Source organism: Blastococcus sp. CT_GayMR20, from assembly GCF_004570345.1.
The window spans coordinates 71,600-96,822 of record NZ_SPQM01000004.1 but is presented as its reverse complement, the minus strand read 5'-3'; the positions used below and the strand labels follow the sequence as shown (position 1 = coordinate 96,822).

Below are 25,223 nucleotides of genomic sequence, written 5' to 3'. Positions count from 1 at the left end.
CGCCAGGTGTGCTTCCAGTTGCGCCACGCCTTGCTTGTCGAGGGCGGTGAACGGCTCATCGAGAATCCACAGCGGCGGCCCGGCCAGGTGCAAGCGGGCCAGGGCCACGCGGCGCTGCTGGCCGGCCGACAGGGTGTGGCAAGGCACGTCTTCGAACCCGCGCAGGCCCACCGCCGCCAGCGCCGCGGCGGTGACCGCGGTGTGCTGCGGACGGCGGCCGAGCGCGGCATCGGCCCGCTTCCGCCAGTCGGGTCCGTGCAGCCGGCGCATCAGGACGTCGTCGGCGTTGCCCGCCTGCACCCGCACGCTCACCCAGCGGTCGGTGGGCCGCACCGGGTGGGTGATCCAGCGCTGCCCGCGGACCAGTCGCGCCCCCGTGTCCATCACGCGCAGCGCCAGGTCGGAGTCCTCGCGGAAGGCGCGGGGGAAGCGCTCGTCGAAGCCGCCGACGGCCGACAGGGCCGCCCGTCGGTAGGCGAGGTCGGCGGTGATCCAGCTGCTGGTGGCCAGCCCCGCGGTGCCGCGTTCCCAGTCGGTGGGCCGGCGGTCCTCCGGCAGGGGAACCCGCACCCGGCCCTGGCTGCCGGCGACGTCGGCCGGGAGGTCGGCGAGGTCGCGCTCGAGCTGCTCGTACCAGTCGGGGTCGGGGACGACGTCGTCGTCGAGGAAGGCGATCCACTCGGTGCGGGCCGTGCGCCAGCCGAGGTTGCGCGCCCCCGCCGGTCCACCACCGCCGGTACGGACGACGCGGACGGGCGGCAGACCCGGGCGCTCGGGGCGCAGTGGCTCACCGGACGGGCGGTCGTCGACCAGGATCAGCTCGGCCGGGCGGGGCCCGGAGGCGGCGGCCAGCACGTCGAGCAGGGCATGGAGTGATGGCCGGCCGACGGTCGGCACGACGATGCTGCTCCTCGGGAGCGCCCCCAGCACGATCAACTCGTGCCCGCAGCTGTTCCGGCGGAAACACTACGGGCTCGAAGCGTTCCCCGCGGGCGGCCGGATGATGATCAGGTCACCTGATCATCAGGGGTCCTGGCTCAGTGTCGACGGTGACCCAGGACCCCACCAGGTGAGCCAGGTGGGGGAACCGACCGTCAGGGGCGCGAGCGGGTGGCTGACGACACCCGCGCCAGGGCGTCGGTGACCACCGGGGCGTCGTCCCCGAGCCGGGAGAGCAGGTGGGCGACGAGGTCGTCGTGCGTCCGCGCGGCCTGGCCCACCTTCTGCCGCCCCGCCGGTGTGAGGCGGGCGTGCAGCAATCGGCGGTCGCCCCCGCCGCGCTCCCGCAGGACGAGTCCGTCGGCCACCAGGCGGTCCACCGTGCTGGTGACCCCGGCCCGCGACAGCCCGACCGCGTCGGCGACCTCACTCATGGAGGCGCGCTCCCCCGGCGACTCCGCGATGCGGCGCAGCGCCTCGAAGCCGGTGAGCGAGAGAGAGTGCTCGCGATGGAGCGCCGAGTCGACACGCCGCGTGATGCGGTCGTGCACCTCCACGATCCGCAGCCACGTCTCGGCGGCGCGGGGAGCGACTCCGGGAAGGTCGCCGGCGTCCCTGGGGACGCCGCGCGCGAGCGCGTCCTCGATCGGCTGCACGGAACCGTGGTCCCCGCTTCCCGAGCGGCCGAAACCGGGATTCAGGCGTGCCGGAAGGGCCGGGAACCGCGCACCGTCGACCGCTGCCGGCCGGCGACGGAGACCAGCCCGGCCATGGTCGCGACGAGCGCCACGGCGGCCGCGGTCAGGGGCACCAGGTCGCCGATTCCGTCGTCCGTCACCGGCGTCTCGGAGCCCGCCACCTGCAGCTGGAGGGGAGCGACGACCTCCGACTCGTTGCCGACCAGGTCGAGCGTCGCCGCGCCGGACGACGTCCGGGCGGGGATGCGGACCTCCGCCTGCACGGTGCCGTCGGCTCCGGCGGTCGCCGTCCCCAGGACGTCGTCGCTGCCGTGCAGCTGGAAGGTCACCAGCTCGCCGGGCAGAAAGCCCGCCATCTCGACCGTGAAGGTTCCGCCGGGGCTCACCTCGCGGGTCCCCGCACCCGTTCCGCCGCCGTCGGCCGGTCCGGGGACCGCCGTGCCGGAGGGGCTTCCGGAGGGCTGGGGCGTCGTCGACGGAGCCGAAGGGGTCTGGCCCCCTGCGCTGCCGGTCGGGGTGGGCGGGGCGACGGTCCCCGACGGCGTCGGCTCGGGGTTCGTCGGCGCCGCGACGGCCTCGCAGTCCTCGAAGGTGGGCCGGGTGAAGCTGTACTCCTCGAGCTCGTCGACGTAGCTGAACCCGGAGCCGTCGCGGGCGCTGTACTCGAGGCGGCCGTCGATGGTCTCGCCCCAGTCGACGTCGTCCGTGCGCAGGACCACCGTCTCCCCGGGCGCGAGAACGGCCTCGTCCTCCCCCGAAGGGTTCCGCGTGGTCGCGAGGCGGACGGCGTACGGCGCGGTGCCGGCGACGACCTCGACGACCAGCCCGCCCGGGCGGCAGCTGGGCCCGTGGGTGACGCGCGCGTCGGGCCGGGAGGGGTCGTCGATCGCGGCGGCGGGCGCGGCGGTGACGACCGCGGCGCCGAAGAGAAGGAGGACGAAGTTGCCGACGATGACGCCGGAGACGGTCATCCGAGACGTTCTGGCCGACACCGCCCGGGTCTGGACGGCGCCGCGCTGGATGGTGCTGATGCTTGCTCCCCCGGACCGCAGTACTGCTGTGCGCACAGGATGACGGAAGTGACGCATCGTTGCTAGCCCGTTACAGGTGTGGCGGGCGTGTCGTCCGGCGTGTCGCGAAATTGTCCCCTGCGGACCGGACATGCTCCCCGCCACGGGTCTCACTACGGTGTCCGGGTGACCGAACCAGGAGCGGGCCGGCGTCGGCAGAACGAGGTCTACAGCGCGGGCGTGTACGGCCACCTCCCGCGGGTCCCGGTCGCCGCGCGGAAGCTTCAGCGGGCGGCGAAGAAGGCGCTGAACGCGCGCGCATACTCCTACGTCGCGGGTGGTGCCGGCGACGAGGTGACGCAGCGGGCCAACGAGGCGGCGTTCGACCGGTGGGCCGTCGTCCCCCGTGTGCTGCGGGACGTGAGCCGCCGCGACACATCCGTCGAGCTCTTCGGACGCCGTCTCCCCGCGCCGCTGCTGCTCGGCCCCGTCGGGGCGCTCGAGCTGGTGCACGACGAGGCCGACCTCGCCGTCGCGCGGGCCGCGGCCTCCGTCGGCGTGCCCACGGTCTTCTCCAACCAGGCGTCGGTCTCGATGGAGGAGTGCGCGGCCGCGATGGGCGACGCCCCGCGCTGGTTCCAGCTCTACTGGTCGACGTCCGACGAGCTGGTCGAGAGCCTGGTGGGACGGGCCGAGGCGGCAGGCTGCGAGGCGCTCGTCGTCACGCTGGACACGACGATGCTCGGCTGGCGGCCGCGCGACCTCGACCTCGGGCACCTGCCGTTCGCGCTGGGGAAGGGCATCGCGCAGTACACGTCGGACCCGGTGTTCCGTGGGCTCGTCGAGCAGCGGGCTGCGTCGGCAGGTGCGCGGGAGCCGCAGCCCCGCCCGACGCCGGCGGCGGTGCGGGCGCTGATCGGCATGGCGAAGGCCTGGCCGGGCTCGTTCCGCGACAACCTGCGGTCGCCGCTGCCCCGGGCCGCGGTGGAGACGTTCCTGGGGATCTACTCCCGGCCGTCGATCACCTGGGCGGACCTGGCGTGGCTGCGGTCGAGGACGCGGCTGCCGATCCTGCTCAAGGGCGTCCTGCACCCGGACGACGCGCGGCGGGCGCTCGACGAGGGCGTGGACGGCGTCGTGGTGAGCACGCACGGCGGCCGGCAGGTCGACCGCTCGATCTCGGCGCTGGACGCCCTGCCCGACGTGGTGGCGGCCATCGACGAGCGGGCGCCGGTGCTGCTCGACAGCGGCGTCCGCACCGGCGCCGACGTCTTCACCGCGGTGGCGCTCGGGGCGCGCGCGGTGCTGCTGGGCCGGCCGTTCGCGTGGGGACTGGCGCTGGCGGGCGAGGAGGGCGTGCGGCAGGTGATCTCCGACGTCATGGGCGAGTTCGACCTGACGCTGGGGCTGACCGGGCACACCGCCGTCGACCAGCTGTCACCGGAGATCCTGCGCCGCGTCGGCTGAGCCCGGCCGACCTGGGGTGACACGCCCGGGGAGGATCGACACACCGGTCCGGGTTGACGCGACGGTGTGGCCGGGGTCACAGTTCGGAGGGGCGGGAGAGCCGGCAACAGAGTGGCTATCCACTGCTGGATAGACCGACCAACGCGGCCAGACCGTCAGGCCCGGCCTCCCGCCCCCACAATCTCTCCCGACGCCCGCATCGCGGGCGTCGTTCGTGCTCTACGGGTGCTGCGGGACCCCCGAAGCGCGAACAACACCCCCGAAGCACTCCGCGTCCGGACGACGAAGCGGCCCCGCACTTCCGTCGAAGTGCGGGGCCGCTCGGTGTCTCAACCAGACGTGCACCCGAAGGGATTCGAACCCCTAACCTTCTGATCCGTAGTCAGATGCTCTATCCGTTGAGCTACGGGTGCCTGTGTTTAGTTGTCGTGCGCGGAGGCTCCGGGATTTGAACCCGGGATGGGGATTAACCCAAACCGCATTAGCAGTGCGGCGCCATAGACCGGACTAGGCGAAGCCTCCCGGGGTCCGAGTCGCCTCGTAACCACCGAGGAGAAAGACTACCAGCGGCCCGGAGCCCCCTCCGAGCCCGGGTCCGAGCTCCCGCGAGCTGCGTCAGGCGGCGATCGGCTGTCGCGGACCCCGGGCCGGCACGTCACGACGACGGCCGGGGACCAGCGTGATCGCGACCGCGCCGGCCGCACCCGCCGCAGCGAGCGCCAGGCTGCCGCTCACGCCGAACGGACCCTCGATGAGTCCGCCGCCGACCGCCGCGCCGATCGCCGAGGCGCCGACCGCGATCGTCGACAGCCAGGTGAACGCCTCCGTCGTGGCGTGCTCGGGCGCCATTGCCCCGACCAGCGTGTTCTGCACGGTCAGCGTCGGGGCGATCGCCGTCCCACCGAGGAACAGCAGCACGCCCAGCGCCCACGGGCTGGAGATCCACGCCAGCGGCGCGAGGCCGATCGTCACCCCGAGCAACAGCAGCCGGTACTGCCGGGGCAGGGAGATGCTCAGCACGCGCGCCCCGAACCACAGTCCGCCCACGACCGAGCCCAGCGACCACACCGCGAGGAGGACGCCGGACATGCCCGGCGACCCGGTCTCGTCCGCGAACGCCGGGATCGCGACCTCGAGGGCACCGAACCCCAGCATCAGGGCCGACCCGCTGAGCAGCAGCCGCGGCATGCCGGGTGAGAGGACCGTCGAGAACAGGCCGCTCCGCGGCCCGGCGACCGGCACGTAGGCGCGGGTGGTTCGCGACGTCGCGATTCCCAGGGCGCCACCGACGCCGAGCGCCGCGGCCAGGCCCAGCGCCAGCGCCGGGGTGGCGAGCACCGCGAGGACGGCGACCAGCGACGGCCCGACGACGAAGACGAGCTCGGTCGCGGTGGCGTCGAGGGCGAAGGCCGTCGGCCGCACCCGGACGTCGACCCGCGACCACAGCGCCCGCACCGTGCCCGACACCAGCGGCGTGGCGGTGCCGGCCAGACCGGACGCGGCGATCACCGCGAGGGTCGGCGCCCCGCCGAGGACGACGGCGACGAGCAGCGCGAGCAGGAGCGGGTAGGCCGCGGCCTGGGCGAGCAGGATGGTGCGGGGGCCGCGGCGGTCGGCCAGCCGCCCCAGGACCGGGGCCATGACCGCCGACGCGATCCCCAATGTGGCTGACGCGAGCCCGGCGACGGCGTAGGAGCCGGTCTGCTGCTGCACCATGAGGAGCAGCGCCAGCGGCACCATGGCAGAAGGGAGCCGCCCGGCGAAGCCGGACAGCAGGAGCACCGGGGCGGAGGGAAGCCGCCACACGGTCAGGTACGCACGCACGTCAGTACTCGTCTCACCTTGCAGGGAAAGGAATTCGTAGGGGGTGTAACACAGTTGACCCCCTACGCAGTCCCGAGGCTATCACCCATCGGTAGGGAGTCACATGGATTACGACACCTACGGGTCGAGCGCGATCGAGCTGGCCATCGAACTGGCCAACGTCGAGCGCACGGATCCGGAGTGGGCACGTGCCTTCCTCAGCTCCCACGACGACTGGTTCACGCCCGGGACGAACTTCGACCTCTCCCCCGGCGAGACGCACCGGGCGGCGACCACGGCCCAGTTGGTGCGCGCCGTCGCCCTGGCACGGACCCAGGACGAGGTCCTCGAGCGGCTCAACGAACTGCTGGCCCTCGCCCGGCCGCGGCCTTACGCGACCGACCACGACGGCGAGCTGCACCTGCACTACGCGCGTCCCGACGCCCCGGTGCTCGAGCAGCTCACGACGACGGTCGCGATGGGCCTCTCGCAGGTCGTCGTCCAGCACGGCTGGCAGCGCCTCGGCGTCTGCTCGGCGGAGAACTGCGACGACGTCTACGTGGACACCTCGCGCAACGCCAGCCGTAGGTACTGCTCCAACACCTGCGCCAGCCGGTCGACGGTCGCCGCCTACCGCGCCCGCCAGAAGGCCTGACGGGCCGCCTGATGATCAGGTGACCTGATCATCAGGGCTCCTGGCTCACCATCGACACTGAGCCAGGACCCCCCACGATCAGGTGACCTGATCATCAGCGGGCACCCGCAGCGAGCACTAACGTCCGGCGGGTGTCGAACCCCCGGCTCTGGGATGCGCGCCTGCACGCGTTCATCGGCCGTCTGCCCATGACACGGGCCGACCACTGGCTCCGGCGCCTCTCCACCGCCGCGAACCACGGCCGGCTCTGGATCGTCCTCGGCGTCCTCCTGGGTGCACGGAAGGGCCCGTTGCGGCGGGGTGCGGTGCGCGGGCTGGGCTCGATGGCGTTCTCGAGCTTCGTCGTCAACGCCGTCCTCAAGCGGTTCTTCGGCCGGGTGCGGCCGGACCTGGAGAACCTGCAGACCCACCGCCGGCTCCGCCGGGAGCCGGGCAGCCTCTCCTTCCCCAGCGGGCACTCGTCGTCGGCGGCGGCGTTCGTCACCGGCCTGGCGATGGAGAGCCCGCTCGCCGGCGCTGCGCTGGCGCCCGTGGCTCTGGGCGTCGGCTACTCCCGCGTGCACGTGGGCGTGCACTACCCGGGCGACGTGGTCGCCGGGCTCGCCGTGGGCGGCGCCGTGGCGGTCGCGACCCAGCACTGGTGGCGGGTACGGCCGAAGGACCCCGCGCGGGTGCGCAACGCCCACGAGGCACCCGCTCTGCCGGAGGGCGAGGGGCTCGTCGTCGCGGTCAATCCGCGCTCGGGTCCCGACGACTACGACCCGAAGGCCGACATCGAGCGGATCCTGCCGCGGGCGGAGGTGCTCGAGACGACGCCGGACGTCGGCGTCGACGAACTGCTCCGCGAGGCAGCGGAGTCCGGCCGGGCGAAGGCGCTCGGGGTCGCCGGCGGCGACGGCAGCGTCGCGTCGGCCGCCACGGTGGCCCTGGAGCACGGGCTCCCGCTGGCGGTCATCGCGGCGGGGACCCTCAACCACTTCGCCCGGGACGTCGGCCTGGAGACCCCGCAGGACACCGCGGACGCCGTGGTCTCGGGGCAGGCGGTCAGCGTGGACGTCGCCGACGTCAACGGCACGCCGTTCCTCAACACCTCGAGCATCGGCGCCTACCCCGACATGGTCGACCGCCGTGACCGGTTGTCGGGCCGCATGGGCAAGTGGCTGGCGCTGACCGTCGCGGCGGCACAGGTGCTGCGCACCCAGGCACCGGTGTCCCTTCAGGTGAACGGCCGGCCGCTGAAGGTGTGGATCATCTTCATCGGCAACTGCCTCTACACACCCCGCGGGCTCTCCCCTGCCTGGCGGCCGCGGCTGGAGGACGGGCTGCTCGACGTCCAGTACCTGCGCGCGGACCTGAGGTTCGGCCGCACCCGCGCGGTCCTGGCCACGCTGCTCGGGGTCAGCGAGCACACCCGCAGCTACGGCCACTTCACCGCCGAGGAGGTGCGGATCGTCTCGCGCTCCGGGCCCCAGGTCGTGGCTTTCGACGGCGAGATGGGTGAGAAGGCAACGGAGTTCAGCTTCCGGAAGCGCACCCGGCTGACCGTCTACTGCTGCCGGACCGACTGAACGCCGCCTGCCACACGGGTGGGATTTCGGCACGCAATCGACCGTTCAGGTCACGGACGGTGAGGCCTTGCCGCGCTGCGTCGTGGCGGTCGGTTGGCAGGGACAACAGGTCTTGTCGATGGCCTCCGCGACGGTCAGGGTCCGACTTCCTGAAGCCCTCGGGGGGAACGTGTCCGTCCACGCCAGCACGGAGCAGGCGCCCGGTCGAGCAACCCGGCCGGTCACGCCTCTCGCTGGCTGGGGCCCCGGTACTTCTCCCACCTGGCACCGGCGGGCCCTGCTCGTCGCCGCCCTGCTGCTCGGCGTGTGGGCACTGCTCGCCACCTGGGACGCACCGGCCCACGCCGACGAGCCGGTCGCGCAGGCCTGCGACAGCCACACCCCACCGCCGTTCGACCAACCGCCCGCCGCCGACCCGGCGCCCGGGCACGGATCTCCCCCCGTGGACGGGCCCCCGGGGAAGCCCGCCCCGCAGTGCGGCACACCCGACCAGCCCCAGCCGCAGCCCGAGCCCCGGCCCCAGCCGCCCCTGTCCGACCCGGCCCCGAACGACACCGAGCCGGTCGCACCTCCCGAGGTCCCGGTCGAGGCCCCGGAGCAGCCACCGCCGCCTGCGCTGCCTCCGGCACCGCAGCCCGCGCCCGAGACCGGCGGAACGACGGACCCCCCGGCGGTGCCCGCAGGCCAGAAGAAGCCGGCGGACCCCCCCGCGGAGGACGACGGAACCGGCGTGATCGCCCCCGCAGCGGACACGGTCACTCCCCCTGCGGGCACCGTCACCGGGAGCACACCCACTGTCGATCCGACAGCCGACGCGGCGGTCACGGAGCAGGCCGCCCCAGCAGTGGCGGGGGCTGCTGCGGTCGCCGAGACGGCAACCCCCGCGGAGACGGCAGCCCCCGCGGAGACGGCGACCCCCGCGGAGACGGTCGCCCCGACGGTGCCAGCGGTGTCCACCCCGCCCGCGGTCCCGGTCGTCGGACCGGAGATGCCGTCCCCGTCCGACGTGTGCAACATCGGGCAGCCGGCCGCCGAGGAATTCGTCGGCCTCCTGACGAGAGCATCGGTCTCCCCGACAGCCTCGGCCGCCGGGAGCACCTCGACCAGCACCGGGACCGTCGAGCCCGTGGCGACCGTCGCGCCCAGCGGCACACCGGTCGGGTCCTCCGTCCCGCTGTCCCCGGTGAACCTGCCGGCACCCGCCCCGGCACCGGCGTCCGCCGCCTCGGCCTCGGCGTCCGCGGGCACGACCGGGTGCGGCAACGGCCACAGCGAGCACGTCGACGTCACCTACGCCGTCGTGGACGGCGGATCCGTGATCGCGGATGCGCAGGCATCCGTCGGCACGAGCAAGGGTGTCGCAGGAGCGGTCGTCGGCGGCTCCGACGACCCGGGAGTGCGCCCCGACTGACGGCGGTGACCGGCGCCCTCGCGCGTCGGCATCCCCTGCCGCTCCCCTCGGCCACGGGCCGCCTCACCACGGCGTCCTTCTCCCCTTGCACCCCCGCGCTCGCGGACCCCCAGCGCATGCACGTCGAGGAACACTCAGATGAGTTCAGCCAACTTCTCGCAGGACAGCCTGCTCCCGCTGAGAGCGGTGGCGGACGCCACGTCCGCCGTCAGCCGCGCGGCGCGCGGTGCCGGGGCACTCGAACGGCACGCGTGGCGCGACGCCTACGTGAGCCGCCTCGTCCTCTTCGACCTCGGCTGCGCCTTGGTGGCCATCGCGGCGGCCTACCTGGTCCGCTTCGGGCCACCGGAGGCCTGGACGGCGCCCGCGACCCTCATCCTCACCGTCGCGCTCCCGGGTGTCTGGCTCCTCGCCCTGCTCCTCCTGCGCTGCTACGAGGAGAAGTTCCTGTGGGAGGGGATGGAGGAGTTCCGCCGGGTCATCGTCGCGGCCCTCCTGCTCCTGGGCGGCATCGCCCTGGTCTCGTGGGCTGCGGTCCTCGAGCTGTCCCGCGGCTTCGTCCTCGTCGCGCTGCCGCTGGCGACCGCGCTGACCCTGGTGCACCGCGGGCTGCAGCGGGAACGACTGCGCCGGCAGCGGGCGAAGGGGCGGTTCCTGCAGACCACGCTCCTCGTCGGCCGGCCCGAGGGCATCGCGGCGCTGCACGAGCAACTGCGGCGTGAGTCCCACTACGGCTACCGGGTCGTCGGCTGCTGCCTGCCCGCCACGGGGGCGGGCAGTCGGTCGTTCGACGGACTCCCGGTACTGGGAGGGCCGGACGACGTCGCCGACGTCGTCCGGCGGTTCGGCGTGGACACGGTGGCGGTCCAGCCCTCCCCCGAACTGGACGGCGCGGCGCTGCGCCACCTGGGCTGGGAGCTGGAGAAGGACCGGGCCAATCTCCTGCTCGCCCCCGCGGCGACCGAGCTGGTCGGACCGCGGTTCCGGATCCGGCCGGTTTGCGGGTTGTCCCTGCTGCAGATGGAACGGCCCGAGCTGCGGGGAGCCCGCCGCCTGGTCAAGTCGACGTTCGACCGCACGGGCGCGGCGGTGCTGCTCCTCCTGCTGGCCCCGGTCCTGGTCGCGAGCGCCCTGGCCGTGAAGCTCGAGAGCCCGGGACCGGTCTTCTTCAAGCAGCAGCGAGTGGGCCGCGACGGGCGGCTCTTCCCGATGGTGAAGTTCCGCAGCATGGAGGTCGGTGCCGATCGCGTGCTCGACCGGCTGGCGCCGATGAGCGACGGCAACGGGGTGCTGTTCAAGCTGGTCCGCGACCCGCGGGTGACCCGCGCCGGCAAGATCCTCCGGCGCTACTCCCTGGACGAGCTGCCGCAGCTGTTCAACGTGCTGAAGGGCGACATGTCGCTGGTCGGCCCTCGTCCGCCCCTGCCGACGGAGGTGGCGAGCTACGGCGTCGACATGCGCCGGCGCCTCCTCGTCAAGCCGGGCCTGACCGGCCTGTGGCAGGTGAGCGGCCGCTCGAACCTCTCCTGGGACGAGTCGGTCCGTCTCGACGTCCACTACGTGGAGAACTGGTCGCTGCTCCTCGACCTGATGATCCTGTGGCGGACCGTGGGCGCCGTGCTCCGCGGGGAGGGCGCCTACTGACTCTGCCGGGCGAGCGTCCGCGCAGGTGGCTACGGTCGTCGCAGGGATTGCCCGGGCGGTCGTCCGGGCAGTGCACGTCCGATGCACGCCAGGTCATCGAGGGAAAGAGGTCACCATGCTGGTCCGCCGGATCGCCCGGCCGTTGCTCGCCGCCCCCTTCGTCTACGGCGGGATCAGCACCCTGCGCAAGCCGCAGGACCGCGTCCCGGGCGCGCGCCCGGTCGTGGAGAAGATCGCCGAGACGGCCGACAAGCAGCTGCCCGTCCAGGTGCCCCGCGACGTCCAGCAGTGGGTGCAGGCCGACGCCGCCGTCAAGGTCGCCGCCGGCGCCCTCTTCGGGCTCGGCAAGCTGCCCCGGCTGACCGCGCTGGTCCTGTCGGCCTCGGTCGTGCCGACGACGCTCGCCGGGCACCGCTTCTGGGAGCACACCGACCCGACCGAGCGCTTCGGGCAGATCTCGAACTTCCTGAAGAACGCCGGCCTGCTCGGTGGTCTGCTGCTCGCCGCCGTCGACACCGAGGGCAAGCCGTCGGTCGGCTATCGCGCCCGCCGGGCGGCCAAGAAGGCGGCCAGCTCGACCGAGAAGAGCTTCGAGAAGGCGCAGCAGCGCGCAGCCAAGGCCCAGAAGAAGGCCCAGAAGCGGGCGAAGAAGGCCAAGAGCTGAGCACTCCGCTCCCGCCCGCGGCCGCGCTCCGGAGGATCGCCTTCCTCCTGGAGCGCGCCCGCGAGCCCAGCTACCGCGTCTCGGCGTTCCGCACGGCCGCCGCGGTGGTCGACGGCATGAGCGACGACCAGCTCGACCTGAAGATCCGCACGAACACGCTCAAAGACCTCAAGGGCGTCGGCCCGAAGACGGCGGCCGTCGTCGTCCAGGCGCACAAGGGCCAGGTGCCCGAGTACCTCGCGAAGCTGGAGGAGGCGCACGCCGAACTCGTCCCGATGGCGGACGACGTCGCGGAGTTCCGGGCCGCCCTGCGCGGCGACCTGCACACGCACTCGGACTGGTCCGACGGCGGCAGCCCGATCCGCGAGATGGCCGAGGCCGCGATGGCGCTGGGTCACGAGTACCTGGCGCTCACCGACCACTCCCCGCGGCTGACCGTCGCGAACGGGCTCTCCCCCGAGCGGCTGGAGAAGCAGCTCGACGTCGTGGCCGCCCTCAACGAGGAGCTCGCCCCGTTCCGGATCCTCACCGGCATCGAGGTCGACATCAACGTCGACGGCAGCCTCGACCAGACCGACGAGCTGCTCGGCCGCCTGGACGTCGTCGTCGCGAGCGTGCACTCCGACCTGCGCGCGGACGCGAAGAGCATGACCGCGCGGATGCTCACCGCGGTCGCGAACCCGCACACCGACGTCCTCGGGCACTGCACCGGCCGGCTGGTCATCGGACGGCGGCAGCGCGACGGCACGCAGAAGCCCCGGCCGGAGAGTCAGTTCGACGCCGAGGCCGTGTTCAGCGCCTGCATCGAGTTCGGCACCGCCGTCGAGATCAACTCCCGCCCCGAGCGCCTCGATCCGCCGAAGCGGCTGCTGTCCCTCGCCGTCGACCTCGGCTGCGAGTTCGCCATCGACACCGACGCGCACGCCCCCGGTCAGCTGGACTGGCAGTACAACGGCGTCGAGCGTGCGATCGAGACCGGGGTGCCGGTCGAGCGGGTCGTCAACAGCCGGACCGCCGACGATCTGCTCGCCTGGACCCGCGCGTAGCTGTCCCGCTCGGCTGCACCGGCCTCCGCGCCGCCGTCGGGCCGGCCCACCCCCCTACGAGTGACGACAAGGACGTCGTCCGACGACGAAGATCCCTGCTCACAGCAGGAACGACCCAGTATCGGCACCGAGTCGTCTACGGCCGCCCCGCTGACGCGCAGCTGACGGACCGGTCTGGTCCGGGCGAGCGCGAGGTCATCTACGGGGAGAAGCGTGACAACCAAGACTGCCGCCGACTCGCAGGCGCGTCCTCAGGACGCTGCCGCCACCCGGCGGCCGAGCCACTTCCGGCGCGACATCGAGGGTCTGCGGGCTGTCGCGGTCGGCCTGGTGCTCCTCGACCACGTGCTCGGCTGGCCCGCCGGGGGCTTCATCGGCGTCGACGTCTTCTTCGTCATCTCCGGCTTCCTGATCACCGGTCTGCTCGTGCGCGAGCGACGCAAGACCGGCGGGATCTCCTTCCGCGACTTCTACCGGCGCCGCGCCCGACGCCTGATGCCGGCGGCCGTCGCCACCCTGGTCGTCACGAACCTGGCGATGTGGACGCTGTTCCTGGACTTCCGCGCGCTCCAGGCCACCAAGGACTCGATCTGGGCCCTGCTGTTCGGGGCGAACATCCGCTTCGCGCAGGTGGGCACCGACTACTTCCAGACCACGTCACCGCCCTCTCCGGTCCAGCACTTCTGGTCGCTGGCGGTCGAGGAGCAGTTCTACCTCGTCTGGCCGCTGCTCATCCTCGCCGTGTTCGCCGTGGCCGCCCGACGTCGGCGATCGGCGGTGCGGCTGCTGGGCGGGGTGGTGCTCGTCGCGGCCGCGGCCTCGTTCGCCTGGTCGGTGTACGCCACGGACGTCTCCGCCACCACGGCGTACTTCTCCACGTTCGCCCGGGCGTGGGAGCTCGCCGTGGGCGCGGCCGTGGCCCTGGCCGCGGCCCGGCTGCACCGGCTCCCGCACGCACTGCAGGTGGTCGGGGCCTGGGTCGGGCTGGCCGGTGTCATCGCCTCGGCATTCGTCATCGACGTGGCCACGCCGTTCCCGGGCTGGGCGGCCGCGCTCCCCGTCCTGTCCACCGCCCTGATCATCGCCTTCGGCCACGTGCGACAGGGCCCGGGGACGACGTGGGCCCTCGGCAGCGGCGTGATGCGGTACCTCGGCCGCATCTCCTACTCGCTGTACCTGTGGCACTGGCCGGTCGTGGTGATCCTCCGGGACCTCTTCGCCGACTCCCCGGCCCTCTACTACCCGGCGGCGATCGGCGGCGCCCTGTTCCTGGCGAGCGTCTCCTACTACGTCATCGAGCAGCCGGTCCTGCACTCGGGATGGCTGCTCGGCAAGGAACGTGACACGCCGATCCGAGGTTCGGATCGGGTGTTCCGCCGGGCCCGGGCGGTGGCCTTCGGGACGCTGCTGGCCGTCGGCGTGCCGGCGATCGCCCTCGGCGTGCTGTTCCCCCCGGGTCAGCTCAGCCCCCAGCAGGTCGCCGCCGCCGAGCTCGCCGTCGAGGTCTCGCCCGCCGGCGACTCGAGCGACGAACCGGCCGAGGACCCGCTGATCACCGAGATCCGCCAGTCGATCGGGGCGGCCACCTGGCCGACCCTCGACCCGCCGCTCGAGCGGCTGTCCGGCGCCCGGGCGCCGGAGTGGGTCGACGACGAGTGCCTGAACGTCACGCCCTCGCGCGAGGACGAGTGCCGCTACGGTCCGGCGGACGCCGCGAGCACCGCCGTGCTGCTCGGCGACTCCGTCGCGATCAGCTGGCTGCCCGGACTCCGGGAGGCGATGGAGCCGAAGGGGTGGTCTATCCAGCCGCTCACGTTCGAGGAGTGCCCGAACATCGCCGCCGAGGTGAAGCACGGCACGAGCAGCTCGGCCTATCCGGAGTGCACCGAGCACCGGACGTGGGCGCTGCAGCGGATCGCCGAGCTCCGGCCCGACATGGTGATCCTGAGCAACTCCTACGGCGCCCAGCTCCTCGACGAGGACGCCGACGTCTACTCCACCTGGGGCGACGGCCTGGAAGAGGTCGCCGGGCAGATCACGGCCACGGGGGCCAAGGTCGTCGTCCTGGGCATGCCGCCCAGTGGCAAGAGCCTGCAGGAGTGCGTCACCGCCATCAGCGACCCCAGCGACTGCAACGGCCCGCCCTCGGAGGAGTCGCGCCGCCACATCCGCGTGGAGAAGGCGGGAGCCGAGGCCGCCGGAGCCACGTACGTGGACCCGACGCCGTGGTTCTGCTTCCGGAACACCTGCCCGGCGGTCGTGGGGAGCACCCCGGTGTTCAGCGAGGGTGTGCACCTGACCCCGCAGTACTCCCGGAAGCTGGCTCCGCAGCTGGAGAGGTCGCTGCTGGGCGACCCGGCGGCGCCTGCATCTCCGGCAGGTTGACCGACACTCACGCCACGCGGCCCGCCGGTCAGAGGGCCGTGCTCGTGTGACCGGTGAACACGAATCCGGCCCACGCGTCCGTTCCCCCGAAGTCGCGGCCGTCGGGCTCCAGAGCGCTCAGCTCTGCGTCCAGGAGGCGGTGGGCTGCATCCGGCACCCGCCCGTCCGCGCGCATCCGCCGCAGTCGGTTGCGCAGCTCCACATTCGTGGCGTCGCGCATCTGATCCTGGGCGTCGGCGAGTGCCGCAGCCGGGTCCTGGCCGAGTGTCGGCTGACCGTAGAGCAGGGTGACGAGAATCAAGGTCGACAGATCCGGAACCTGCCACAAGGACGAGATGACGCCATCTACTCCGGCGGCGAAGAACGTCGAGCCCAGGGCGATGACTTCGTCGGGCGCCCCGGCGCCGGGGACACCGGTCTCGCACGCAGACAGGACAGCTAGACGCACGGCGCTGAGGTCCATGCCGGCGAGCCGTTCGACGGTGAGCATGGCGTCATCGCGAAGCACGACTCCACTCGCGCTCGGTCGAAAGAGGTCGGCGCGGCCATGACAGGCGATGTGCACCGTGCGGTGCGTCGGCAGCGCCTCGAGCACTGCGTCGAGCGTGGCCTGAGTGCCGGGAAGTAGCAGGGCACCGTCTGCCCCCGCCGCGGCCACCGCCACCGCCGCCTCCGCAGCCGCGAACGGCAGCGCCGGCTCGCTGGTGGGATGGGGGTCGACGATTGCGAGAACCGTGCTGGGCCCGGCAGGGGTCGGTTGCCGTCGGGCGGTGACGACGGACAGCGCGGTGGGGGCGTACTCCACCACATGCTTGCCGACGAAGCTCCACTCCCCCGCGACCGTGCGTGCGGCGTGCACCGGGAGAAACGCCAGCGCGCCCGTGGGAACGACGGTCAATCGGCCGGGAGGCAGAGCGGCCACGGCTGGCGAGATCGCCTCACCGAGCCATGCACCGATGCGGTCCAGCGTGCGCTGCCACGCCTTGGGGTTCGCCGACGCCCCGGTGGCCGCCATGTGGAGCGCCCGCGCCCGCCCTCCGACCGCCTCCTCGCTCAGGCCTGCCAGTTCCACTGTCGTCACGTTGCGCCCGGCCGGGTCGATGAGCAGACCGAGCCCGTCACCCGGAGCCGGCACGAGGTAGAGCAGGGGCTGCGTCATCGCCGATGCGACGACCTCGAACCCGACCCCGGCCAGTGCCGCACTCTGCGACCCCCTGCTCAGAGAATCGAGCAGGAGCAGCCCGCGCGCCCGCTCCAGAGCCATGACGGCCTCCTCGGCGCGGCCACACCGGGTCAGCGCTTGCGCGGCTCGGGTCGCGACGCCAAAGCCTTCGGCCAGCCAGTTCTCCTTCGCGGAGACGGCCCGGTTTCCCTCGACCAGGTCGCGCAGGGCCCCGATCGCGGCGCCGTACGCGGTGGCGGCGGACTCCCAGTCCTCGACCGCCGCCGCCCGATGTCCCCAGTCCCAGGCAACGCGCAGCTGGGCTTCCGGGGACGAGTTCGAGGCCCACCTGACGGCGCGTGCACTCCAGCGGGCCGCCCGACGGAGCTCGGACGACCTGACGGACTCCGATCCCCGCCGCAGGGCGCGGCGTTGAACGGCGGCCGCGAGCTGGTTCGCTGCATAGACCCGGTTGGGAAGGGTGCGTTCGAGATGGCGGACGGCGACGCACAGCAGGCGGATCGACTCCTCGATGGCCTCCCCGTCGTCCCCGAGACGCAGCAGGGCCATCCCGAGGTTGAGGGACGCCACACCCCGCTGAATCGGCGCATCGAGCGCGAGCACCTGGCGCCAGTCCAACATCGCCGCCTCGAGATCTGCGAGGTCTGAGGACCTTTTCCAGAGATCGTCGCGGACCGAGGCCCGGATGCTCAGTGCCGCAGCCAGCGTCTCGGGATCGGTTCCGACGGCGAGGGAAACCGCCTCCTCTGCCATGCGTCGGGCGGTGGCGAGATCTTCGCCGTCAGGAAGGCGCTGCGCTCGCATGCGGAGTGCGGCGATGGAGTTGCTCAGCGTGCGCACGCGCTGCTCGGGGGGCGCCTCGCCGGACTCGCCGACCGCGTCCAGCGACGCCGCAACCGCGGCACTGAGCGCCTCGAGATCTCCGTACGTCTCGTAGTAGAGCAACAGGAGTGCACCCACCGAACTCCACGCGGTCGCTCGGTCGAGCTTGTCGATGCCTGGCTGGTTCACGGCCGTCCGTGCCGCATCGAGAGCGACATCGAGATCCGTCCTGTTCCCTCGCGCGACGAAGCGCTCGTACAGGGCCACAGCGAGTTCGTTGCTGCGCCTGCTGAGCGCTGGTCCGTCGTCCAGAGCAACCGCGGCGCGCAGGAGCGAGATGCGCACATCGAGTCGCCGGTCGGGCTCCAGACCGGACGCGGGCTCGACCACGGCACCGGCCAGCCCGTGGAGCCGCTCCGCCACTGCGCGGGCCTCGGGGTCACCAGTGAGCCGGCGCAGTGCCTCGACCCCGAGATCGACAAGATCCGAGGCGCGGCGGCTCACCTCCGGCTCGAGCGCGTCCAGCAGCCGGGCAGCCACGGAACCGGCCCCCGGCTCGATCATGGTGTTCGTCGCCGAGACGACGTCGTCGAGGCTCCCCCGCTCGATGTAGCGGGCCAGCAGGGCGGTGGCCAGCCCGGCGCGGACCTCCGGCGGCACGGGCTCCGCCTCCGCCAGCGCTCGCTGGAAGGCCTCGGTGGCGACGTCCAGCCAGGAGGGTGACGGTGCCTGCAGGGACGCCAGATGGCCGGTCCAGGCAGCCCGACCTCGCAGCTCGAGAGCCCGTACCCGGAGGCTCGTCCCCGGCGGCTCGGCCGCCGCGACCTCGCTGAGCTGAGTCGCTACCTGCTCGAGCGAGTCAGGGCCCTCGTACCCCATGAGGACCGCGGCCTCGAGTTTCCAGGCCGGGAAGTCCGGAGCCGACGGATGGGTGAGGCCTAGCGTGCCGTCCAACAGGGTCTTGGCTCGTTGGAGATCAGCGGGCTGGCCGAAGACGTCGTAGCGCTGCCTGAGCGCTACGGCGAGCCGCCCGGCGAACCGGGACAGGCGAGGATCGAGATGCAGGCGGCAGTGCGTCGGCCGGGCGTCGTCGCTACGGAAGGCCGCGAAGACCTGCTCGAGCAGACCGATCAGGTGATCCAAGGTCTGCGGATCCGGCCGCTCGACGAGCGCCGCATCGTGCAGCGCCACACCGTCGCTCAGTAGGCTGAGCCGCAGTGCGGTCGGCAAGCGCTCGAGCCGGTCGGACATCGCCTCGGTGATCCACGCCTCCTCGGCCTGGAACAACGCCTCGGCGTCGCCTCCCAGCCATCCGGCGAACGCTGTGTCGATGCCGGCCAGTCCTGGCGCGAGGTCAGCGGGCGCGGCCTCGCGAAGCGCTCGGGCGTGGGTCGCGAACGCCTGCTCGACGCCACGCGCCGCAGCCGACGACAGCGCCTCGGCGAGACTCCGGTGTGCGTCGGCGCCAGCCACGTCACCCGAGGACTCGTCGAGCGTGGCCCACGCCTGGAGGCCGGCCGCGGCGCCTGAGAGCGAGAGCAGCATGGGCAGGTCGTGCCACGTAGTGACGTCGCGCGCTACGCACAGGTCAGGATGCGAGAGCGCCAGTGGCGCACTCATCCGAGCAGAGCGTCGTGGATCCTCTTAGCCACCACGCGATCGGAGAGATAGCCGGAGATGCCGTGCTGGTTCGGGGTGCCGTTGTCGACTCCGCCGTAGTTCTCCACCTCTGGCTGGACCGGGAAATGCCCAGGGTCGAGCGGGTGCAGCGCCACGACATCGTGCTCGTCGTAGGCGTTGAACCAGTCGATGACACCCTCCGGCCTGCTTACGGGAGCCAACGCTTCCACGACCGGACGGACGCCCAACGGGGACCCCACCGTGATGAGGCTCGGTACGGTCCACTTCTCGGCGGCGGCCCTCCGCTGCAGCACGTTGTAGGCGATGACCGAACCGAGGGAGTGACCGACGACCACGCACTCTTCGGCGTCCGCGAAGGCCTCCAGCACACCCTGCTCGATCCGGGTCTGGATTCCAGGGCTGTTGAGATAGTCGTAGACGTCGCGGGTGGCCAAGGCCAAGGTTGCTGCGCCGGCGCCGGGAACCTTCTCGATGACCCGCAGGGCAGCAAGGACCCAGGGCCAGTTCTGCGGTCCCATCTCCACAAGCTCGCCGTCCGGCATGTGCGCTCTGATGTCCTCGTCGCTGATGTTGTATGTCGCGACAGCGTCCTCCACGACCGCTCCGAGGAAGGCCTTCTCCGCGGCGTCCGCGTCCCCCGCGCTCTGGATGACGACCTGGGCCGAGACCGCCTCCGGGTCTGCCGACAGATCTCTCAAGGCGTCGCCGTAGAAGGGGAAACGGACCGAGTCCTCGAGGACCTTCAACTCGAGGTCTGCACGGCGGAATCCCTCCTGGAGGGCGTCCAGCCACTGCAACTTGAGCTGCTCGTCCCTCCGTCCCTGCTGGGAACGGCCGTGGACGAACACCAGGGTTCGCATCAGAGGCTTCCTTCCGTGTCGATGTACTCCCGGAGTTGCTCGAAGCTCCCCGGACCGAACAAGGTCCATGGAGATTGCACCCGCCGCGGAACAGCAGGCCGGTCGGCGATGCCATCCGCCCCCAGCAGCGCCCACCCGCGGGAGAGGAGCGGCAGTGGGGGGACTGGCGGGGCGGTGAGGTCCTCGGCAAGCAGCGCCACGTCGAAAGGCGTCTCGCCGTCCTCGGTCATGGCGAGCAGTTGCGGCAAGAGATCCCGCCGACCGCTGTCGACCAGGCCATACGCGACGTAGACCGCAAAGGCAGGATCGTCTCGAACAGCCGGCCGCCAAGTGCCCAGGGCGCCGGCCGGTGGATACTCCTGCCACCAAGGGACACCGAACCGGGTGGTCCCCGCTATTCGCGCCCGGACCGCATCGAATGCATCGCCCATTGGCTGCGTCGCCGGTTCCGCGCTCGACGACACCGGTCTGTAGCGGACGTCCACCAGCACGCCCTCCTCCAGAGTCAGCGTTGCGGTTCGCCCACGGAAGACGGGGAGGACGGCGCATCGGCCCGTGGAGAAGGACAACAGCATCGAGCCGGCCTGGGCATCGTCGGGCAGGAGCACCTGGACGCCGCCGCCTTCCGCTTCCCAGAGAATGCCCGCGCTGTAGACGCTGACGAGGTCGTCACCGACGACGTGCAGGGCCGCCGAGATCTCAACCTCCGGCGGTGGGCGCATCTGCACGAGACGCCCTTCGGCCTTCGCTGCCGCGCTCTCCGCTGGGGCCACGACCCTCCGGAGGCGCATGATCCAGTCCACAACTGCCGGGCCACGGCGACCGGGGGACTCCGGCGGCGCCTCGAGCCGTGACACCCACCGGTCGGGATCGGACACGATGGCCGCGTCGGGAACCTGTATGACCGCGTCCGCTGTGCCCAGCTCGTCCATCCGGGAGGCGACGAGGGCGGGAAGTGCCCGGCTCAGGGTCCGCGCTCGCACGACGTCGTACGACTCTTGCCCCATGTCGACGCGTTCCAGGAGGTCCGCGTAGTCCCCGGCGAGTGCCTCTGCCACCACCTCCGAATAGACCGGGCGGAACCCGGTCGGGTCCGTCGAGGGAGCAATCTGCCTGGCTACTTCAGCCAGTCGGCACGCATACATGAAGTCGACCTCATTGCGACGACCCACGTTGAGAGGACTGGGGAAGATCACCGAGCCATCCATGTCGCTCATCTGCACGGTCGTCGTGGCGGAACGACACGCATCGGAGATGAATACGACGTGCGGAATCGTGCCGCGCTCAGCCAGCCGCCTGCTCTTCTCGAGGTTGACTGCCTCGTTGGGGTTCTGCGGGGCGCCGGACAGGAGCCACATGTCGCCGTCGTTGTAGACGCCGTGTCCGCAGAAGTAGACGATCAACTGCCTGACGGTCAGCAGGCGCGTCAGCTTGTCCACAGCGTTGTAGACGTCGACGGTTCTTACCGGCTCCCCGTCCGTGTCGGTCAACGTGATGACGAGCTCGTCCGGAAGACTCTGCGTCCTGGCCCATTCCTGCATGGCCTTGATGCCATCGGGCACAGCAGGAAGCTCCGGAAGACCGGACTTCTGCACGCCGATCAACAGCACAGCGCGGTCCATACGCCCCCCATGGCGCTGCCAATCTCAGCAGTCCTCCGCAATGCGACTGACTCCGTGGGCTTGAGGACATCGGCCAGCCTGTAATCCAATTCCTCAGTGCCGTGCCGCGACCGTAGGGCCGATCGCTGGAACGAGGAAGCCGTTCTCGCACGGTGGTTTCCATGTCGAGCCTGGACCACATCGCACTGATTCGGCTCGACGCCCTGAGTAGCCGCGCCCTACCGGTGGTCGGTCCTCTCCAGAGTCGGAGCCTTCTGCCGACACCTCAGCGGAGGTAGTCGGCGAGCGCGATCCGCCAGTCGCGCGGTAGGAAGCCGGCGGCCTTGATCCTCGCCAGGTCCAGGACGCTGTTGAGCGGACGCGCGGCGGCCTGCGGCTTGTCGGCGAAGTACGTCTCGGTGCTCGTGCGGCTCACGTCCGACGCGGAGCGTCCCCGCGCCTCGAAGACCGCGGCTGCGACGTCAGCCCAGGACCCGGGGTCGCCGTCGTTGGTCAGGTTGTACGTGCCGTAGGGGGCCCGCGTTTCCAGCAGATGGGCAATTCCGGCAGCGAGGTCGCGGGTGAAGGTCGGCCGCCCGATCTGGTCGTCGACGACCGTGGGTGAGACACCGCGGTCGGCCAGGTCCGCCATGGTGCGCACGAAGTTGCCGCCGTCCCCGACGACCCACGTCGTGCGCACGAGGTAGTGCTTGGTCACGTACGAGGCCTGGGCGTCGCCATCGGCCTTGGTCCGGCCGTAGACGGACAGCGGGTTGGGCGGCCAGTCCTCCGGGTGCGGGCCCTCGTGCCTTCCGTCGAAGACGTACTCGCTGGAGATGTGCACGAGGGTGGCGCCGCAGGTCCGGACGGCGCGCGCGAGGTACCCGACGGCGTCGACGTTGGCCGCGCGGACGGCGTCGAGGTTGGCGGGGTCCTCGGCTGCATCCACCGCCGTCCAAGCCGCGGCGTTGAGGACGACGTCGACGTCGGCCCACCGGTAATCGCGAACAGCACGCGCGTCGGTGACGTCGAGCTTCGAGCGGTCGAGCGCAACCGCGTCGGGGAACTGCTGCTGCAGGGCCCGGCCGAGCTGGCCGTCCGCCCCGACGATGACGGTGGTCACTGGCCGCGGGCTGCGTATTTCGCCTCGACCTGCTCCTTGAGCGGGCCCCACCAGGCCTCGTTCTCGCGGTACCAGTCGATCGTGGCGGCCAGGCCGTCGCGGAAGTCGGTGTACTGCGGCTTCCAGCCCAGCTCGTCGCGCAGCTTGGTGGCGTCGATGGCGTAGCGCAGGTCGTGACCGGCGCGGTCGGTGACGTGGTCGAACGCGTCGGCCGGCTGGCCCAGCAGTCGCAGGATCAGCGTGAGCACCTCGAGGTTGTTCTTCTCGCCGTCGGCGCCGATCAGGTAGGTCTCGCCGCTGCGGCCGCGCTCGAGGATCGCGTGGACGGCGGAGTTGTGGTCGTCGACGTGGATCCAGTCGCGGACGTTCTCGCCCTTGCCGTACAGCTTGGGCCGCAGCCCGGACAGCACGTTGGTGATCTGCCGCGGGATGAACTTCTCCACGTGCTGGTACGGCCCGTAGTTGTTGGAGCAGTTCGAAATGGTGGCGTGGATGCCGAAGGAGCGCACCCAGGCCCGAACGAGCAGATCCGAGCCGGCCTTGGTCGAGGAGTACGGGCTCGACGGGTTGTACGGCGTCTCGGGCGTGAACTTCTTCGGGTCGTGGAGCTCGAGGTCGCCGTAGACCTCGTCGGTGGAGATGTGGTGCAGCCGGACGCCGTGCTTCCGGACCGCCTCGAGGATCGTGTACGTGCCGATGATGTTGGTCTGCAGGAACGGCGAGGGGTCGGCGAGGGAGTTGTCGTTGTGGCTCTCGGCCGCGAAGTGCACGACGACGTCGGAACGGCTCACCAGCTCGTCGACGAGCGGCGCGTCGGCGACCGATCCGTGCACGAACTCGATCCCCTCCCGCACCGGTGCCAGCGACGCCTCGTTGCCCGCGTAGGTCAGCGCGTCCAGGACGGTGATCTCGTGCTCGGGGTGGTGGCGGCGCGTGTAGTGGACGAAGTTCGCGCCGATGAACCCGGCGCCTCCGGTGACGAGCATGCGCATCGTCGTTGCAACCTCCGCTGTCGGGTGAGAGCTCGAGGTTAGTTCCCCTGCACGGGTCACCCCGCGCGACGCCCCAGGGCGCGGTAGGACCAGCCGGCGGCCAGCCACGCCTCGCGGTCGAGCGCGTTTCGCCCGTCGAGCACCCGCTTCTGCGCCACGACCGTGCCGAAGGCGACGGGGTCCAGTTCCCGGTACTCCCGCCACTCGGTGAGCACGAGAACGGCGTCGGCACGCTCGGCGGCTTCCTCGGCGGTGTCCGCGTAGTCGAGCTGCGGCCACTGCCTCCGGCTGTTCTCCACGGCGGCGGGATCGGTCACGCGGACAACCGCACCTTGCAACTGCAGCTGTGCGGCCACGTTGAGCGCCGGAGAGTCGCGGATGTCGTCGCTGTCGGGCTTGAAGGCGGCACCGAGGACGGCGACCCGCTTGCCCAGCAAGGATCCGTCGCAGACCTCGCGGGCCAGTTCGACCATGCGGATGCGTCGGCGCATGTTGATGTTGTCGACCTCGCGCAGGAACGTCAGCGCCTGGTCCGCGCCCAGCTCCCCCGCGCGTGCCATGAAGGCGCGGATGTCCTTGGGCAGGCAGCCGCCGCCGAAGCCGAGGCCGGCATTGAGGAACTTCCGCCCGATCCGGTCGTCGTAGCCGATGGCGTCGGCGAGCTGCTTCACGTCGGCACCGGTCGCCTCGCAGAGCTCGGCCATCGCGTTGATGAAGGAGATCTTGGTGGCGAGGAAGGAATTGGCGGCCGTCTTGACCATCTCCGCCGTCGCGTAGTCCGTCTCGACCTTCGGCACCCCCCTCGCGACGATCGGGGCGTACACCTCGTCCAGCAGCGCCTGGGCGGCTCCGGCGTCCCTCCCGGCGGGAAGTCCGTAGACCAGCCGGTCGGGGTGCAGGGTGTCCCGGACGGCGAAGCCCTCGCGCAGGAACTCAGGGTTCCAGGCGAGCAACGACCCGGGCACCTTCTCCTGGAACATCGCCGCCAGCCGCGCGGCCGTGCCGACGGGCACGGTGGACTTGCCGGCGACGAGCTCTCCCGGCTCCAGGACCTCGAGCAGGGACTCGGCGGCAGTCTGCACGAACCGCAGGTCGGCTCCGTACTCCCCGTGCTTCTGTGGGGTCCCGACGCAGACGAAGTGCACGCGCGCACCGGCGGCCGCGTTGATGTCCGTGCTGAAGCTGAGACTGCCCGAGGCCAGGCTGTGCTCCAACAGGTCCTGGAAGCCGGGCTCGTAGAAGGGTGATCGACCGCGCGAGAGCGCCTGCACCTTGCGCTCGTCGACATCGACGCCGACGACCTCGTGCCCCAGCTCGACGAGTGAGGCGGCGTGGACGGCGCCGAGGTATCCGCAACCGACGACTGAGATGCGCATACCCACCTCCCCCACGGCTTCCGAGGCCTCGCTACGAGTGGATCACGCTCGAATGTCCTCCGCAGGTCAACGAGCGCCGCTGCACCGCAGCACAGTTGCATCCAGATCCCGCCGAAATTTTTCCAAAGACCAGGAGTGAACAACGGCACTCCGGGGCATAACGGGCCGTTAACGGAACAACCACCTACTTCGCATCCCCCGGGACCGACAGGTGCCGGGCAGTCACGAGGATCGGGCAGATGACCTGGGTCGTGGTCGCAGCGGTGAGCTGGGTGGTCGTCGGCGCCGTCGTCGCCCTGATCATCGGTCGCTCCGTCCGCCTGGCGGACGCCAGA

At 71.7% G+C, this 25,223-nt stretch carries 18 protein-coding genes, 2 tRNA genes and 1 pseudogene; 8 read left to right on the top strand and 13 right to left on the bottom strand.

Annotated elements, in window-relative coordinates; translation table 11 throughout:
* The 4 genes and pseudogenes from E4P40_RS29475 to E4P40_RS02115 form a co-directional block, all read right to left on the bottom strand.
* Positions 1–270 (bottom strand): ATP-binding cassette domain-containing protein (locus tag E4P40_RS29475; protein ID WP_348519634.1); only part of this gene is annotated, 270 nt, incomplete at its 3' end.
* Positions 271–567: 297 nt separating this feature from the next.
* A pseudogene (locus E4P40_RS29470) lies at positions 568–897 on the bottom strand (glycosyltransferase); the annotation flags it as partial.
* 197 nt (positions 898–1,094) lie between these two features.
* A complete protein-coding gene (locus tag E4P40_RS02120) occupies positions 1,095–1,595 on the bottom strand; it encodes a MarR family transcriptional regulator (protein WP_135156926.1) in 501 nt (166 codons plus the stop codon).
* 41 nt (positions 1,596–1,636) lie between these two features.
* On the bottom strand, positions 1,637–2,608 hold the full coding sequence (locus E4P40_RS02115; protein ID WP_135156928.1) for a hypothetical protein: 972 nt from the start codon (positions 2,606–2,608) through the stop codon (positions 1,637–1,639).
* 225 nt (positions 2,609–2,833) lie between these two features.
* On the opposite strand from E4P40_RS02115, the gene E4P40_RS02110 reads away from it, so the two are divergent.
* Positions 2,834–4,114, top strand: a complete 1,281-nt coding sequence (locus E4P40_RS02110) for an alpha-hydroxy-acid oxidizing protein (protein WP_135156930.1) — start codon at positions 2,834–2,836, stop codon at positions 4,112–4,114.
* Positions 4,115–4,454: 340 nt separating this feature from the next.
* Here E4P40_RS02110 and E4P40_RS02105 read toward each other — a convergent pair.
* From E4P40_RS02105 to E4P40_RS02095, 3 genes are all read right to left on the bottom strand, one after another.
* Positions 4,455–4,527 (bottom strand) — tRNA-Arg (locus E4P40_RS02105).
* A 20-nt stretch (positions 4,528–4,547) separates the two neighbouring features.
* Positions 4,548–4,636 (bottom strand) — tRNA-Ser (locus E4P40_RS02100).
* A gap of 93 nt (positions 4,637–4,729) precedes the next feature.
* Entirely contained in the window at positions 4,730–5,938 is a 1,209-nt protein-coding gene (locus E4P40_RS02095; protein ID WP_135156932.1) for an MFS transporter, read from the bottom strand.
* Positions 5,939–6,041: 103 nt separating this feature from the next.
* Between E4P40_RS02095 and E4P40_RS02090 the strand changes: the two genes are divergently transcribed.
* From E4P40_RS02090 to E4P40_RS02060, 7 genes are all read left to right on the top strand, one after another.
* Positions 6,042–6,572 carry a CGNR zinc finger domain-containing protein gene (locus E4P40_RS02090; protein WP_135156934.1) on the top strand — a complete coding sequence of 177 codons (531 nt, stop codon included), beginning with the start codon at positions 6,042–6,044 and terminating at the stop codon, positions 6,570–6,572.
* A 131-nt stretch (positions 6,573–6,703) separates the two neighbouring features.
* Positions 6,704–8,140: a phosphatase PAP2 family protein gene (locus tag E4P40_RS02085; RefSeq protein WP_135156936.1), complete on the top strand. Its 1,437-nt coding sequence runs from the start codon at positions 6,704–6,706 to the stop codon at positions 8,138–8,140.
* 169 nt (positions 8,141–8,309) lie between these two features.
* The gene (locus tag E4P40_RS02080; protein ID WP_135156938.1) at positions 8,310–9,551 is read left to right on the top strand and encodes a hypothetical protein; all 1,242 of its coding nucleotides are present in this window, start codon (positions 8,310–8,312) and stop codon (positions 9,549–9,551) included.
* 138 nt (positions 9,552–9,689) lie between these two features.
* Entirely contained in the window at positions 9,690–11,195 is a 1,506-nt protein-coding gene (locus E4P40_RS02075) for a sugar transferase (protein ID WP_135156940.1), read from the top strand.
* A 115-nt stretch (positions 11,196–11,310) separates the two neighbouring features.
* Positions 11,311–11,859 (top strand): DoxX family membrane protein, encoded by a 549-nt coding sequence (locus tag E4P40_RS02070; RefSeq protein ID WP_135156942.1) that lies wholly within the window; start codon positions 11,311–11,313, stop codon positions 11,857–11,859.
* Entirely contained in the window at positions 11,856–12,905 is a 1,050-nt protein-coding gene (locus E4P40_RS02065) for a PHP domain-containing protein (protein WP_135156990.1), read from the top strand. The genes E4P40_RS02070 and E4P40_RS02065 overlap by 4 nt, the downstream gene beginning before the upstream one ends.
* Positions 12,906–13,118: 213 nt before the next feature.
* The gene (locus tag E4P40_RS02060; RefSeq protein WP_135156944.1) at positions 13,119–15,290 is read left to right on the top strand and encodes an acyltransferase family protein; all 2,172 of its coding nucleotides are present in this window, start codon (positions 13,119–13,121) and stop codon (positions 15,288–15,290) included.
* A 28-nt stretch (positions 15,291–15,318) separates the two neighbouring features.
* Here E4P40_RS02060 and E4P40_RS02055 read toward each other — a convergent pair whose 3' ends face one another.
* From E4P40_RS02055 to E4P40_RS02030, 6 genes are all read right to left on the bottom strand, one after another.
* A complete protein-coding gene (locus tag E4P40_RS02055; RefSeq protein ID WP_135156946.1) occupies positions 15,319–18,840 on the bottom strand; it encodes a CHAT domain-containing protein in 3,522 nt (1,173 codons plus the stop codon).
* Between the two features lie 71 nt (positions 18,841–18,911).
* Positions 18,912–19,796, bottom strand: a complete 885-nt coding sequence (locus E4P40_RS02050; RefSeq protein WP_135156948.1) for an alpha/beta hydrolase — start codon at positions 19,794–19,796, stop codon at positions 18,912–18,914.
* Positions 19,796–21,406 (bottom strand): hypothetical protein, encoded by a 1,611-nt coding sequence (locus E4P40_RS02045; RefSeq protein WP_135156950.1) that lies wholly within the window; start codon positions 21,404–21,406, stop codon positions 19,796–19,798. Before E4P40_RS02045 ends, E4P40_RS02050 begins: the two co-directional genes overlap by 1 nt.
* 277 nt (positions 21,407–21,683) lie before the next feature.
* On the bottom strand, positions 21,684–22,520 hold the full coding sequence (locus tag E4P40_RS02040) for an NAD(P)-dependent oxidoreductase (protein WP_167762078.1): 837 nt from the start codon (positions 22,518–22,520) through the stop codon (positions 21,684–21,686).
* Entirely contained in the window at positions 22,517–23,506 is a 990-nt protein-coding gene (rfbB, locus tag E4P40_RS02035) for a dTDP-glucose 4,6-dehydratase (RefSeq protein WP_245160087.1), read from the bottom strand. Before rfbB ends, E4P40_RS02040 begins: the two co-directional genes overlap by 4 nt.
* Positions 23,507–23,568: 62 nt before the next feature.
* Positions 23,569–24,888 carry a UDP-glucose/GDP-mannose dehydrogenase family protein gene (locus E4P40_RS02030; protein WP_135156954.1) on the bottom strand — a complete coding sequence of 440 codons (1,320 nt, stop codon included), beginning with the start codon at positions 24,886–24,888 and terminating at the stop codon, positions 23,569–23,571.
* Positions 24,889–25,223 lie beyond the last annotated feature (335 nt).

Excerpts from the sequence above, each read along its gene's own strand:
- E4P40_RS02115 (WP_135156928.1), bottom strand. The coding sequence starts at position 2,608 with ATGACCGTCTCCGGCGTCATCGTCGGCAACTTCGTCCTCCTTCTCTTC.
- E4P40_RS02090 (WP_135156934.1), top strand. The coding sequence starts at position 6,042 with ATGGATTACGACACCTACGGGTCGAGCGCGATCGAGCTGGCCATCGAA.
- E4P40_RS02075 (WP_135156940.1), top strand. The coding sequence starts at position 9,690 with ATGAGTTCAGCCAACTTCTCGCAGGACAGCCTGCTCCCGCTGAGAGCG.
- E4P40_RS02070 (WP_135156942.1), top strand. The coding sequence starts at position 11,311 with ATGCTGGTCCGCCGGATCGCCCGGCCGTTGCTCGCCGCCCCCTTCGTC.
- E4P40_RS02055 (WP_135156946.1), bottom strand. The coding sequence starts at position 18,840 with ATGCTGCTCTCGCTCTCAGGCGCCGCGGCCGGCCTCCAGGCGTGGGCC.
- E4P40_RS02050 (WP_135156948.1), bottom strand. The coding sequence starts at position 19,796 with ATGCGAACCCTGGTGTTCGTCCACGGCCGTTCCCAGCAGGGACGGAGG.
- rfbB (WP_245160087.1), bottom strand. The coding sequence starts at position 23,506 with ATGCTCGTCACCGGAGGCGCCGGGTTCATCGGCGCGAACTTCGTCCAC.
- E4P40_RS02030 (WP_135156954.1), bottom strand. The coding sequence starts at position 24,888 with ATGCGCATCTCAGTCGTCGGTTGCGGATACCTCGGCGCCGTCCACGCC.